Below are 14,234 nucleotides of genomic sequence, written 5' to 3'. Positions count from 1 at the left end.
CGGCTTAGCTCACCTCGATCCGCTGTGCCGCGAGGACCAGCTCTTCGACGGCCACATCGGTGCCCTTGCCGTTGAGCGACGGACCGGTGTATTTGATCGGCCGCGCCATCAAGAGCTTCCAGGTCATCGCCACGGTGCCGCGATCCTCGCTCAACAGGTCGATCTTCACCGTGCGCAGGTCGTCCTGCTGGCCGTTCCTGACATTGTCGAGCCAGCCGTAGAGGTCCAGGTAGCCCATGAGCCCGCGTTTCAGCGTGATGTCGGGGACCTTGTAGGTGCCGGTGACCTTGATCGGCGTGTTGTCGTTGGTGTTGCCCGCGCGATATTCGGCAACGTTGATCTCCATCCCGATCCCGGAGATTTCCTGGAAACCGGCCTGGGCCCGGTCCGGCTGGTCGTCTCCGATCGTGACGAGAAAGTTGAACTGGCTGTAGGGAAGCGCTTCGCGTTCTGTCGCCATGATTGTCTCCTATGACGTCTTCTGGAGCGCACGATCAGGATCGCGCGTCGGCTGTCTTCTGTCCGATGCGGAAAATGACGAACTCGGCCGGGTAGAGCGGCGCGACCCCTATGAGGCAGACAAGCCGACCGTTGTCCCGGTCGTTCTGGCTCATCGTGGTTTCGTCGCAGCGTACGAAATAGGCCTGCTGCGGGGTCCGCCCCGCCAGACGTCCGGACACGAATTCGTTGTAGAGGAAATCCTCGATCGTGCGCTGGACGTTGGACCAGAGCCGGTGACCGTTCGGTTCGAACACCGCCCATTGCGTGCCGCGTTCGATCGACCGTTCAAGATAGGCGAAATGCCTTCGAACATTGAGATATTTCCACTCAGGGTCCGACGAAACGGTGCGCGCGCCCCAAACCCGGAACCCCCGCCCCTCGAAGAAGCGCAGACAGTTGATCCCCTCGGGGTTCAGCGCCTCCTGCTGGCGGGTGTTGATCAGGAACTCGAAGTTCAGCGCGGATCGCACGACTTCGTTTGCGGGCGCCTTGTGGACCCCACGCTCGACGTCGTTGCGCGCGTAGATCCCGGCCATGAAGCCGGACGGCGGCAGCGACAGCTCCATCGGGGCGCCGATGGCCAGCGGGTCGTCGACCGTGACCCAGGGGTAGTAAAGCGCAGCGCGCGTGCTGTCGAGCGTTCCGCGCAATTCGCGCACCTCGCCGGGTGTCATCCCGGCTTCGGCATCCAGCACCGCCACCCGATAGCGCATGCGCTCGCAATGGGTGATCAGGCTGCCCATGACCGCGCGGCTGACCTCTTCATCGGCCGACGAGCCCGGGGCGGCGACGATCGAGATATCCTCGAGGTCTTCCAAGGCGGCGAGCCCCGACTTCGGGTCGTCCTCATCGCCCTGATACTGGATATTGCCCAGCGGCCCCCCGTCCGAACCGCCCTGCAACACCAGCGTTGCGGTCAGTTCGGCGTCCGTGGGCAGGCGCACGACCGGTATGCGTCCTGGCGATGCATTGGCCGCTTCGAGCTCGGCAGGCATCGGCAATCCGCCGATCGTCGCAGAGAGCACTTCGAAGAGCGAGTGCCCGGCCTCATTGGAAAGCGAGGCAAAGGCCGCAGCCAAAGCGGCGCCGTTGTCGGTTGTGGTCTGCAGCACCAGCGGCGTGAACAGCTCGGTCGCCCGGCTGTCGGAGTGATGGGCAAAAACGGTCTCTGCCGCGCCCGGATGCTCGGAATGAAAGGCGACGCGTTCAAACACCATCTCGTCCGCAAAGCGTCCGGGCGGCAAAGTGGCAACCGACAGGGTGACCAGACGGACGTCCGAGACGTTCGCCAGATCGACCCACGATGGCGAACCCGGGCCGGGCTCGGTGCCGGCGCTGTCCTGACGCAAGCGAAAGGTTTCGCGCCCCGTGTTCTCGTCGCGAAAGCGGTCTGCCCAGTAGAATTCGGCGTTGACCGTGCCCGGCGAAGCAGGGGGTGGCGATGCCAGGTTCACGGCAATCACCGTGTCAAACGGGCGGATGCCGCGCAGCTCTGGCCCGTTGGCGCCGGTCGCCAGCACGTTCTGACCAACCCGCATCGTCACTTGCACCCGCATGTTCCCGGCGCGCCCGGGGTGGCGCGCCATCAGCGTGAAGCCCGGATTGGCAGGCGAAGCATCGGGCGCCGGCCAGATCGCCCGACCGCCCGAATGGGTTGGCGGGCTGTCGGCAGCCGGCTCGTTGTAGATCCGCGACACGTAGAGCCGCCTGCCGCCCTCATCAAAATAGGACCGCACCGCATGAGCCAGATAGTTGGGGACCTCGGTTCCGTCCGGGCGGATTGCATCAAGCCCCCCGTAGATACGCTCGAAGTCCGAGAAGCTGGTCAAGAGCGGCGGTTCGCCCTCGGTCGGGCCGAAGCGGGCCGGGCCGACAAAGCCGGTGGTGGAGGTGCTGACGCCTTCGATGGTCTTTTGACGGAAACTGACCTCTTCAACGAAGACACCTGGAGCCAGGTATTCGGGCATGGATGAGACCTCCTGATCAAACTTGATTTCTTTGCGTTTCCGTTAAGGTGATGGGCCTGGGCCCACGAAGAGGCGGGAGGCACGAGCGCCGCTGCGCAGCGTGAGCGTCTCGCCGAAATGGAGCGTTGCGGTTGTGGTCGGGGTCGGCACCGGCGTTGGTGAGGCGTCCGGCGGCTCGGGCCAGATCTGGGCGTTTGGCTGGGACAGGATCTGGCCGTAATCGGGTATTTCGCTCGCCGTGATCGGGGGCAGGGGGGCGGCGGCGGCCTCTACGGTAATGGTCAGGGGCCAGTTGCGGCTTAGCAGCGAGGACGCGTCCCCCGTCGGGGGCGAGCCCGGCACGACCTCGGCCAGCACCGGCCAGGGAAGTTGTACAGAACAACGGCCGTCCGGCCCCGCGATCCCGTGCCAGGACCGGCCTTCGGGATCGACGACGATCATCCGCGCCCAGGCGGCGGGTTCTCCGGTCGCGGCCCGCGCCAGCGTCGCGGTGACGCGGGCCAGTGACGGATCGCGCGGGCGATCCGGCCCACCGATCAGGATGAAGCCCGGTGGGGCAGGGGACGGCAGCACCGCACCCAGATAGGGTCCATCGTAGGGCAGGGGCAGGTCGACCCCGAAGGCAGCCGGCGCATAGCGCGCCTTGGTGTCCGTGACCTCGATCAGGAACCGCTGCGTCGGCGGTGAGGGGGGCGAGGCATTGGCATCCGGCGGTCCGTCGTGTTCGAAACCTCGCATCCCGGGCAGCCCCTGGAAGACCAGCGCCCCGGAAAACGTGCGCTGCGCGATGACGGCGCGCCGGTTTTGTTGCCCCCAAGGCCGGGCGGTGGCGATTACCGCGTCCTCGACCGGGCGCTCGAAATCCTCGTCCCAGAACCGAATGCCCAGGGCAGAATGCGTCGAAAGCCTCTCGAGGATGCGCACGTTCATGGCCTTTGCCCCCCGTCCGCGGGCGGGTTGAAGGCGTCGACGGGCTCCAGAACGCCGATGTCCTGGCGTCGCTCCTGCACTGGCGGGCCTCCGCGCTCGGACAGGTATTCGACCGACTCGATGCGCACCGTGCGCGCCACATAGGGAATCGAAAGCTGGTAGATGTTGAGGTTCAGGACCTCCCAGATCCGGAACATGTCCTCGTTGGACAGTTCCGCAAGGCCAAGCTCGACTGCCTCTTCGGCGCGGAAAGACCCACCAACGGCGGCGTTCAAGGCGGCGGACGGCAGCAAGGGCGTATCTTCCAGCGTGCGCATTGCCCAACCGGCAATCGCGTGCTGCAACGTGGGTTCGGTGCCCCAGACCGTCATCAGGATATGAACATCAACCGGCAATTGCGTGCGAAACCGCCGCCCGTTCGTATCCGTGCGCCCGACGGGGGAGCGATGGGTTCCTGACGGCGTGACCCGATAGATCAACAGGGTCACTCCGGCATTCGGAGCGCCATTGCGGATCTGCTCGGTTGTCGTCGTGGTCAAATCCAGAGGAGTCGGAAAATCCGCCGGGTCGTAGGCGGCGCGCAGCAGGTTCGCGATCGCTTCGCCGACCGCCATGATGGCACGGGTATCAGCCATTGGGGCACCTCGCGCACGTCATTCCCTGTCCTCCGGCCGCGTTGGCGGCGCCAATCCGGCAAGCAGTGTCGAGATCCTGTCGAACAGCATGGAGATCCCGACGAATTTGCTGGTGGTCTGGCCGTGGCTGATCTGCCCTCGCCAGTGCTCATCCGAGGATTTCCCGCCATCGGTTTCGTGCCAGGCCCGGATAACCAGAAAGGCATCCGCATCGGCGTCCAGATCCAGCCGGGCCAGATCGTCGCTCATCGGATCACTGCGAGGGCGTTCATCGTCGGTCATGGCAGGCAGCCTAGAGGGCAGCACTCTCGCGCCGGTCGCGCGCCGATGTCAGAGGGGTCACGGAATTTTCGCCACGACCCGCCGGAGATTTCTTAGCGGTGACGAACCGTGATTGCCGGGAAGACGCGCAATTCTCTCAGGGATCTCTCGGAAATTTCCACGGCGCAGCTTGGCGCAGCAAAAAGCCGGCGCAAGGCCGGCGGCGTCGTCGTGGATCTGACCGGATTTGTGCGCGGCTAGCCTATCAGATGCCGCCGCTCATCCTCGATTGACCCAAAGACATCTCCACTGCGGATACGCTGGTAAAGCGCAATGGTCTCTGGCATCGGGTCGATGCCGTAGTCACGCCGTAGCATGTCGGCGCAGCTTTGAAATGCGCAGATCGCATGTGCCCGGTTGCCCGAAAGGACGTGCAGGCGCATCAGGTTCCGCTGCATCGTCTCCCGGATGGGATCCACGGCAAGCACGCTGCGCGAGCATTCGATTGCCTCTTCGTACTGGGACCGGCGCGCATAGGCTGCGATCTTGCAGGTCATGCCACGCACGTACAGCGCTTGCAGCCGTTCCCTGATCTCGACGGCCCATGCGTCGCTGAGGTGTTCCAGAAATTCTCCCTTGTACAGGCGAAGCGCCTGATCAAGCTGCGCCATCGCCCTGTCTTCGCAGGCGAGGTCCAATGCTTCGGTGATACCTTGCGAGAAAGCCTGGCAATCGATGAAATCCTCGTCGCCCAGCGTGAGAACGACATGCGTATGATCGCTCTCGATGCGTTTGTCGCCTTTTGGTTGATTCGCGGCCTCGATCCGAGCGCGCAGTTGCCAAAGAGCATGACTCATCGCCTTGCGCGCGCGACCTTCCGACAACTCGCCCCAGAACATGTCGAGCAGCCGTTCGCGCCGCAGGAGCTTGTGAGGATGGGTGAACAAAAACGCGGCGAAATCACTGGCTTCACGTCCAAGCCGGACCGGCAAATTCTCGCGGTCGGACTGGATCGAAAAAATACCTAGGGTGAGAACATGGACCATGAACATTATCCGAAAAATATGAAAATGGCAGCATGTGGCGCAGACCTTCTGCACGCAGCGCGATAATATCACACTTTAAGAGTGTATCCAAAAGTGGAGTCGCCAACGGTGGTCTGCCTTTAGCGTGGCAACTGGCTGGATTACGAGAGCGCATGACCAAACGCGCGCTCTTTGGCCGGGGCCTTTCAAGACCAATGGCGCCGGCGCGTTGATGAGTGGCGCGGTCCTGTCGCGGCATAAGGGACAGCCTGACCGCCCAGGGTGAGCCTGCCCGAACTTCTCTGAAGTACGGCCATGTGCCGAAGGGATCGAGCGCATGAGGCAGAGCTGCTTTGGCTTCGGGCGAATTTCCCTTTGGTGAAATAAATTGAACCAAGCACTGTGCTGCTGTATCGCTCCCGAGTCTGGAAACGGGTCTTCTGGGCAGGGCGCAGGATGGAAATACGGTTCGATTTCGGCCCCGGCGGCGCAGCGGCACAATTTGCGCGCCCGTCGCGCCTGATCCGTGCAGACAGGGCAGTGGATGTGCCGGCGGCGCTCGCAGACATGGATGCGGCGCGCAAGGCTGGGCAGTGGATTGCCGGCTATGCCAGCTATGAACTCGGCTATGCGCTGGAACCGCGCCTTGCCGAACGGATGCCGGTCGCGCGGCGCATGCCGCTTTTGTGCTTTGGCGTCTATGCCGAGCCCCGATCCGCGACAGCGCCTTCGACAGGCGGTTTCACTCTGGGGGCCTTCCGGCCCGACTGGGACGCTTCACGCTACGGAAGCGCCTTCACCCAGGTTCACGACTGGATAGGTTCCGGGGACATCTACCAGGCAAACCTGACCTTTCCGCTTCGTGCGCCGTTCTCTGGTGATCTTCGGGCTCTCTACGGGGCGCTCACCGCTCGCCAACCTGTGTCGCATGGTGCGCTGGTCATGCAGAATGACGGCCCGGCCATCCTGTCGCGCTCGCCCGAACTGTTCTTTCGCGTCGACGGACATGGCCGCATCGCGACGCGTCCGATGAAGGGAACCGCGCCTCGGGGGCGAACGGCGCAAGAGGACGCGGATCTGCGCGACTGGCTGTCCGGCGATGAAAAGACCCTGGCCGAAAATCTCATGATCGTTGATCTCCTGCGCAACGATCTGTCGCGGGTCGCGACGCCGGGAACCGTCCGTGTGCCGGAACTGTTCAAGGTAGAGACCTATGAAACCGTGCACCAGATGGTCAGCCAGATCGAGGCGCGCCTGGCTCCCGGCACCGAACTCTCCGACATCTTTCGGGCCCTGTTTCCCTGCGGTTCGATCACCGGTGCCCCCAAGATCCGCGCGATGGAAGTCATCAACGACCTGGAGACGGCCCCGCGCGAAGCCTATTGCGGGGCCATCGGCTGGGCGGCGCCTGACGGCCGATCGGAATTCAACGTGGCGATCCGGACGCTGCTGGTCGAGAATGGCACGGCGGTGCTGAATGTCGGCGGCGGTCTCGTCTGGGACAGCCGCGCAGAGAGCGAATATGAGGAGGCACTGTGGAAGAGCCGTTTCGCGACGTTCCAGCAGGAACCGGCCTGATCGAAACAATGCTGTGGCAGCCGGGGCGGGGCGTGATCCTGGCGCGTCGGCACCGCGACCGGCTGTGCCTCTCGGCCCGCAAGCTGGGATTCCCCTTTGATCCCCAGGCTTTCGACGACGCCTTGGAAGGGATTGAGGGAACGGAACCGCTGCGGGTGCGCACCGTGTTGCACAGCAATGGGCGGATCGAGACGACAACCGCGCCCATGCCGTCCCCTGCAGGCGTCTGGCGCATTGCCATCGCGCCGGCACGGCTGACTTCGAAGGACCCTTGGCTGCGGGTGAAATCCACCCGTCGACGGCTTTACGATGACACGCGCGCCGCGCTTCCCGACGGTGTGGATGAGGCGGTCTTTGTGAATGAGAAAGGTCATGTCTGCGAGGGGACGATCACCAACTTGCTGGTCCGTCAGGAGGGGCATTGGGTGACGCCGCCCCTGTCGGACGGGGTCTTGCCCGGGGTCATGCGAGCGCATCTCTTGGCGAGCGGAGAGCTGCGGGTTGGCAGTGTGACGCCAGATGACCTGCGGACAGCCACCGGATTGCGGATGTGCAATGCCTTGCGCGGCCAGATCGAGGCGGAATTGGTGGACTGGCCCGGCTGACCCCAACACGGCTCAGGCCCTGAGACAGGCCCACCCGGCGCTGCGCGCGCCTTCGCCGTTGGGGCGATTCTCTAGCCTGATTCCCGCCGCTGTCAGCCTGCCCATAGCAGGGCGTTTCCTGCTATGGGCAGGCTGCTAAGGCCGCCAATCCTTGCGGTATGGACGGGATGAGGCCAAGGCCGCGGGGCTTGCGAACGAATTTCACTGGCATTGTCGGCAAAGCGCTTCACGTCGGCCGATTGCCAATGGCAGGCAAGGGGCCTTGGCGACCGGGCCTGTCGTGCGAAGACTGTCAATGTGCGTGCAACGTGGGGGGGTGCCTTGGCGTTCCTTTGATCTCAATAGACTGATTTCAAGCGTCTAATTCTGATCCTCTCGGCCGCGAGATCCGTTTTGACGCGGCGCCGCCGCACGAACGGATCAACGGCGCAAAGGGCGCAGTTCGGTCTCCGTCAGCGATGCCCGATTCCCTCCAAAGCCAAAATTTGGTGTTGACCGTGGGTAAAATAAATTGATTATTGGGAAAGTATTGAAGGTCTAAAACCGAGAGGATCGTTGGACATGTCGCTCGATGACGTGGGTATCTGGAAGACAGGCCGAGGCAAAGGGCGTCATACGCCGAAGGGCCGCCAGTACGATGACCAGGCACTGGCCGAGGTCCGCTCTCTTCTGGGGGAGGCGCCGCGCCGGCGTGACCTGTTGATCGAGCACCTGCACCGGATCCAGGACCACTTTGGACACCTGTCGGCCCGGCACCTGCGTGCCCTTGCCGAAGAAATGCGGCTGAGCATGGCCGAGGTCTACGAGGTCGCGACCTTCTATGCGCATTTCGACGTCATCAAGGAAAACGAAACTCCGCCGCCCGCGCTGACAATCCGTGTCTGCGACTCGCTGTCCTGCGAACTGGCGGGGGCGGAACAACTCCGCGCGGCCCTGGAAAAGGGCATGGACCCGACCGAGGTTCGCGTTCTGCGCGCACCTTGCATGGGCCGATGCGATACCGCGCCGGTTCTGGAACTGGGCCACAACCACATCGACAATGCCACGCCGGAAAAGGTGCAGGCGGCGATCGCCGCAGGCGAGACCCATGCCCGCATTCCAGACTACGAGGGGTTCGAGGCCTATCGTGCGGGTGGCGGCTACGAGGTGCTGGCCGACCTGCGTCAGGGTGGCGATTGGGAAGCGGTACAAGACAAGGTCTTGTCTGCCGGCCTGCGCGGGCTTGGCGGCGCAGGTTTCCCGTCGGGCAAGAAATGGGGCTTTGTGCGCGCCAATGCCGGTCCGCGCTACCTGGCGGTGAACGGCGACGAGGGCGAACCCGGAACCTTCAAGGATCGCTATTACCTTGAACGCACGCCGCACCTGTTCCTCGAAGGCATGTTGATCGCGGCCTGGGCGGTCGAGGCGGAAACCTGTTTCATCTACATGCGGGACGAGTACCCCGCGGTTCTGGAAATCCTGCGCCGTGAGATCGCCGCGCTGGAAGAGGCCGGCATCGTTGCGCCCGGATATATCGACCTGCGCCGCGGCGCCGGCGCCTACATCTGCGGCGAAGAAAGCGCGATGATCGAGTCGATCGAAGGCAAGCGCGGCATCCCGCGCCACCGCCCGCCTTTTGTCGCACAGGTCGGTGTCTTTGACCGGCCGACACTGGTTCACAACGTCGAAACGCTGAAATGGGTCGCCCGCATCCTGCGCGAAGGACCGGACGTTCTGAACTCGGTCGAAAAGAACGGCCGCAAGGGGCTGCGCAGCTACTCGGTTTCCGGCCGTGTCAAGAACCCCGGCGTGCATCTCCTGCCGGCGGGCTCGACGATCACCGACATCATCGAGGCAGCGGGTGGGATGCTGGATGGTCATGCCTTCAAGGCCTACCAGCCCGGCGGTCCGTCCTCGGGACTGTTGCCCGCGTCACTGAACGACGTACCGCTGGATTTCGACACGCTGCAGCCGCATGGGTCTTTCATCGGCTCGGCAGCCGTTGTCGTCCTGTCGGACAAGGACAGCGCCCGCGCTGCCGCGCTGAACATGCTGCGGTTCTTCGAGGATGAAAGCTGTGGCCAGTGCACGCCCTGCCGTGCGGGGTGTGAAAAGGCGGTCAAGCTGATGCAGGCCGACCGCTGGGACCAGGGCCTGCTCGAGGAACTGAGCCAGACGATGGTCGACGCCTCGATCTGTGGCCTTGGACAGGCAGCCCCGAACCCGATCCGCCTGACAATCAAGCATTTTCCCGACGAGGTCTGAGCGATGAGCGAGACAATCACCTTCAAGCTGGACGGCCAGGACGTCACCGCCGAAAAGGGGATGACGATCTGGGAAGTGGCCAATGGCCGCGGCCTCAAGATCCCGCACCTCTGCCACAAGCCGGCGCCGGGCTATCGCCCCGATGGCAACTGCCGCGCCTGCATGGTCGAGATCGAGGGCGAGCGCACTCTGGCCGCCTCCTGCATTCGTGAGCCGTCCGAGGGCATGGTCGTCAACACCGCGACCAACCGCGCCAAGGCCGCGCGCAACATGGTCTTGGAACTGCTTGTCGCGGACCAGCCGGAACGCGAAGTCGCGCATGACCGGTCCTCGCACCTCTGGGACATGGCCGACGAAAACGGCATCGATACCAGCCGCTTTCCCAAACTGGAGGAGGGCCGCATCCCGCTGCTGGACGACAGCCACGTCGCGATGAGCGTGAACCTCGATGCCTGCATCCAGTGCGGCCTGTGCGTGCGGGCCTGCCGCGAGGTTCAGGTCAACGACGTGATCGGCATGGCCGGTCGTGGCCACGATGCCTATCCGACCTTCGATTTCGCCGACCCGATGGGCGCCTCTACCTGCGTTGCCTGCGGTGAATGCGTTCAGGCTTGCCCGACGGGTGCGCTGATGCCCTCTACCGTCGTCGACGAGGCGCAGCAGGGCGACAGCGCGGATTTCGACAGCGAAACCGAAAGCGTCTGTCCCTTCTGCGGCGTCGGCTGCAAGGTTTCGCTCAAGGTCAAGGATGGCAAGGTCAAATACGTCGAGGGCATCAATGGCCCCGCAAACGAGGGGCGCCTCTGCGTCAAGGGTCGCTTCGGGTTTGACTATATCCACCACCCGCACCGCCTGACCAAGCCCTTGATCCGCCGCGAGGACGCGCCGGCCAAGGGTCTGAACGTCGATCCCGGCAACCTGATGACCCACTTCCGCGAAGCCTCTTGGGAAGAGGCGATGCAGGCCGCCGCCGGTGGTCTGGCCAAGCTGCGCCAGGCACATGGCGGGCAGTCGGTGGCGGGCTTTGGCAGTGCCAAGTGCACCAACGAAGAGGCCTATCTGTTCCAGAAACTGATCCGCCAGGGCTTCAAGCACAACAACGTCGACCACTGCACGCGGCTTTGCCATGCGTCGTCGGTTTCGGCGCTGATCGAGAACGTCGGTTCCGGCGCGGTGACCGCCACGTTCAACGAGGTCGAGAACGCGGACGTGGCGATCATCATCGGGGCCAACCCGCTGGAAAACCACCCCGTTGCCGCGACCTATTTCAAGCAGTTCGCCAAGCGCGGCGGCAAGCTGATCGTGATGGATCCGCGGGGGCAGGGGCTGAAACGCCATGCCTACCAGATGGTGCAGTTCCGCCCGGGCGCGGACGTCAGCCTGCTCAACGCGATCATGAACGTGATCGTCGAAGAGGGGCTCTACGATCAACAGTACATCGAAGCCTTCACCGAGAACTGGGAGGCGGAGAAGGAACACCTCAAGGCCTTCACGCCCGAGGCGATGGAACCGATCTGCGGGATTGCGCCCGACGTGATCCGCGACGTGGCGCGCACCTTCGCAGGCGCCAAGGCAGGCATGATTTTCTGGGGCATGGGTGTCAGCCAGCACATCCACGGCACCGACAACTCGCGCTGCCTCATCAGCCTTGCCCTGATGACCGGGCATGTCGGCCGTCCGGGAACCGGTCTGCACCCGTTGCGTGGCCAGAACAATGTCCAGGGGGCGTCGGACGCCGGTCTGATCCCGATGTTCGTGCCTGACTACCGTTCGGTCGAGGATGCCGCGGTGCGCGAGGACATCTTCGGCGTCTGGGGGCGGGACGAGGACTGGTCCGACAAGAAGGGCCTGACCGTCACCGAGATCGTCGATCAGGTCTATGCGGGCAATATCAAGGGCATGTACATCCAGGGTGAAAACCCGGCCATGTCCGACCCGGACGTGGACCACGCCCGCGAGGCCTTTGCCAAGCTGGAACACCTGGTGGTGCAGGACATCTTCCTGACCGAGACGGCGAACTACGCTGACGTGATCCTGCCTGCCTCCGCGCTCTACGAAAAGAACGGCACCGTCAGCAACACCAACCGCCAGGTGCAGCGCGTGCGCCCGGCCGTCGCGCCGCCGGGAGAGGCCCGCGAGGATTGGGCGATCACCGTCGACCTGGCGCAGCGCCTTGGCCTGCCTTGGGACTATTCGGATGTCTCCGAGGTCTTTGCCGAGATGAAACTGGTGATGAAGTCGCTGGACAACATCACCTGGGACCGGCTGGAAACCGAAACCGTGACCTATCCCTCGCTCAGCCCGACCGATCCGGGGCAGGCGGTGGTCTTCGGCGACGGGTTCCCGCGCCCGGAGGGTCGCGCAAAGTTCACGCCCGCTGCCGTAATCCCGCCGGACGAGGCACCGGACGAGGCCTACCCGATGATCATGACCACGGGCCGGCAGCTCGAACACTGGCACACCGGGTCGATGACGCGCCGGGCCAGCGTCCTGGACGCGGTGGAACCCGAAGCGAACTGTTCGCTGCATCCGAAAACGCTGCGCACGCTTGGCGTCACGCCCGGAGAGATGATCCGCCTGACCACACGGCGCGGCAGCATCGAGATCATGGCGCGGGCCGACCGGGCCGTGTCCGAGGATATGGTTTTCGTCCCCTTCGCCTTCGTCGAAGCGGCGGCGAACGTCCTGACCAACCCGGCGATCGACCCCTACGGCAAGATCCCGGAGTTCAAGTTCTCGGCCGTGAGGGTCGAGGCCTTGGCAAAAACCGCAGCCGAGTAACCCAAGCTCCAACCCACAGGGACTTATCATGGCACATAAAACGGATATCGAAATAGCCCGCGAGGCGAGCAAGAAGCCGATCCAGGAGATTGGTGATGCGCTGAACATTCCGGGTGAGCACCTGCTGCCCTACGGTCACGACAAGGCGAAGGTGAGCCAGGATTTCATCAACTCGGTTCAGGACCGTCCGGACGGCAAGCTGATCCTGGTGACGGCGATCAACCCGACGCCTGCGGGCGAGGGCAAGACGACGACGACGGTGGGTCTTGGCGACGGTCTGAACAAGATCGGCAAGAAGGCGATGATCTGCATCCGCGAGGCCTCGCTTGGACCGAACTTCGGCATGAAGGGCGGCGCCGCCGGGGGCGGCAAGGCGCAGGTCGTGCCGATGGAGGAGATGAACCTCCATTTCACCGGCGACTTCCACGCCATCACCAGCGCGCACAGCCTGCTGTCGGCGATGATCGACAACCACATCTACTGGGGCAACGCGCAGGAGATCGACCTGCGCCGGGTCCAGTGGCGCCGGGTCGTCGACATGAACGACCGCTCGCTGCGGCAGATCACCTCGTCGCTGGGCGGCGTGGCCAACGGGTTCCCGCGTGAGGATGGGTTCGACATCACCGTGGCCTCCGAGGTCATGGCGATCCTCTGCCTTGCCAAGGATCTCAAGGACCTCGAAGAGCGCCTGGGCGCGATGATCATCGCCTATCGCCGCGACAAGTCGCCGGTCTTCTGCCGCGACATCAAGGCCGAGGGCGCGATGACCGTGCTGCTCAAGGACGCGATGCAGCCGAACCTGGTGCAGACGCTGGAGAACAACCCGGCCTTCGTGCACGGTGGCCCCTTCGCCAATATCGCGCACGGCTGCAACTCGGTCATCGCGACGACCACGGCGCTGAAACTGGCCGACTACGTCGTGACCGAGGCGGGCTTTGGCGCCGACCTGGGGGCCGAGAAGTTCATGAACATCAAGTGCCGCAAGGCCGGTCTTGCGCCGTCCGCCGTGGTCTGCGTGGCCACCGTGCGCGCGATGAAGATGAACGGCGGCGTGGCCAAGGCCGACCTGGGCGCCGAGAACGTGGATGCGGTCAAGAAGGGCTGTCCGAACCTGGGCCGTCACATCGAGAACCTCAAATCCTTCGGCGTGCCGGTTGTCGTGGCGATCAACCACTTCGTCACCGATACCGATGCCGAGGTCGCGGCGATCAAGGACTATGTCGCCAGCCACGGTGCCGAGGCGGTGCTGAGCCGTCACTGGGAACTGGGGTCGGAAGGCTCGGCCGATCTTGCCCGCAAGGTCGTGGCGGTGGCAGAGGGCGAAAGCGCCAACTTCTCGCCGATCTATCCCGACGAGATGCCGCTGGCCGAGAAGATCCAGACCATCTGCAAGCGGATCTACCGCGCCGACGAGGCGCTGATGGACAAGAAGATCCGCGATCAGCTGAAGCTCTGGGAAGAGCAGGGCTATGGCAACCTGCCGGTCTGCATGGCCAAGACGCAGTATTCCTTCTCGACCGATCCGAACCTGCGTGGCGCGCCCACCGGCCATTCGGTGCCGGTGCGCGAGGTGCGGCTGTCGGCGGGGGCGGGCTTTATCGTCGTCGTCTGCGGCGAGATCATGACCATGCCGGGCCTGCCCAGGGTGCCGGCGTCGGAAAGCATCCGCCTGAACGACGCGGGCCAGATCGAGGGCCTGTTCTGAGC

General features: G+C 64.2%; 11 protein-coding genes. 5 read left to right on the top strand and 6 right to left on the bottom strand.

The window, feature by feature from the left end; genetic code table 11:
• Window positions 1-4: 4 nt before the first annotated feature.
• From ACQY5B_RS16765 to ACQY5B_RS16740, 6 genes are all read right to left on the bottom strand, one after another.
• Window positions 5-460, bottom strand: coding sequence for a phage tail protein (locus ACQY5B_RS16765; protein ID WP_305972041.1), 456 nt, complete (start codon window positions 458-460; stop codon window positions 5-7).
• Window positions 461-494: 34 nt separating this feature from the next.
• Window positions 495-2,468 (bottom strand): phage tail sheath family protein, encoded by a 1,974-nt coding sequence (locus ACQY5B_RS16760; RefSeq protein ID WP_420328422.1) that lies wholly within the window; start codon window positions 2,466-2,468, stop codon window positions 495-497.
• A gap of 42 nt (window positions 2,469-2,510) precedes the next feature.
• Entirely contained in the window at window positions 2,511-3,398 is an 888-nt protein-coding gene (locus ACQY5B_RS16755) for a hypothetical protein (RefSeq protein WP_420328424.1), read from the bottom strand.
• Complete coding sequence (locus ACQY5B_RS16750) at window positions 3,395-4,033, bottom strand: Pvc16 family protein (RefSeq protein ID WP_420328426.1); 639 nt, start codon at window positions 4,031-4,033, stop codon at window positions 3,395-3,397. Before ACQY5B_RS16750 ends, ACQY5B_RS16755 begins: the two co-directional genes overlap by 4 nt.
• Window positions 4,034-4,051: 18 nt before the next feature.
• Window positions 4,052-4,315: a hypothetical protein gene (locus ACQY5B_RS16745; protein WP_305972045.1), complete on the bottom strand. Its 264-nt coding sequence runs from the start codon at window positions 4,313-4,315 to the stop codon at window positions 4,052-4,054.
• A 236-nt stretch (window positions 4,316-4,551) separates the two neighbouring features.
• Window positions 4,552-5,340 carry an AfsR/SARP family transcriptional regulator gene (locus ACQY5B_RS16740; RefSeq protein WP_305972046.1) on the bottom strand — a complete coding sequence of 263 codons (789 nt, stop codon included), beginning with the start codon at window positions 5,338-5,340 and terminating at the stop codon, window positions 4,552-4,554.
• Window positions 5,341-5,775: 435 nt separating this feature from the next.
• Here ACQY5B_RS16740 and ACQY5B_RS16735 point away from each other — a divergent pair, with 435 nt between their 5' ends.
• From ACQY5B_RS16735 to ACQY5B_RS16715, 5 genes are all read left to right on the top strand, one after another.
• Window positions 5,776-6,897, top strand: coding sequence for an aminodeoxychorismate synthase component I (locus ACQY5B_RS16735; protein ID WP_420328428.1), 1,122 nt, complete (start codon window positions 5,776-5,778; stop codon window positions 6,895-6,897).
• A complete protein-coding gene (locus ACQY5B_RS16730; protein ID WP_428400295.1) occupies window positions 6,855-7,502 on the top strand; it encodes an aminotransferase class IV family protein in 648 nt (215 codons plus the stop codon). The genes ACQY5B_RS16735 and ACQY5B_RS16730 overlap by 43 nt, the downstream gene beginning before the upstream one ends.
• Before the next feature lie 561 nt (window positions 7,503-8,063).
• Window positions 8,064-9,746, top strand: coding sequence for an NAD(P)H-dependent oxidoreductase subunit E (locus ACQY5B_RS16725; RefSeq protein ID WP_420328432.1), 1,683 nt, complete (start codon window positions 8,064-8,066; stop codon window positions 9,744-9,746).
• Between the two features lie 3 nt (window positions 9,747-9,749).
• Window positions 9,750-12,527, top strand: coding sequence for a formate dehydrogenase subunit alpha (gene fdhF, locus ACQY5B_RS16720; RefSeq protein WP_420328434.1), 2,778 nt, complete (start codon window positions 9,750-9,752; stop codon window positions 12,525-12,527).
• A 28-nt stretch (window positions 12,528-12,555) separates the two neighbouring features.
• A complete protein-coding gene (locus ACQY5B_RS16715; protein ID WP_420328436.1) occupies window positions 12,556-14,232 on the top strand; it encodes a formate--tetrahydrofolate ligase in 1,677 nt (558 codons plus the stop codon).
• Window positions 14,233-14,234: the final 2 nt, after the last annotated feature.

The sequence above is a fragment of the Antarctobacter sp. genome (assembly GCF_965277915.1).
Classification (GTDB): domain Bacteria; phylum Pseudomonadota; class Alphaproteobacteria; order Rhodobacterales; family Rhodobacteraceae; genus Antarctobacter.
The sequence above is the reverse complement of the archived record's forward strand: the minus strand, read 5'-3'. Positions and strand labels throughout refer to the sequence as shown.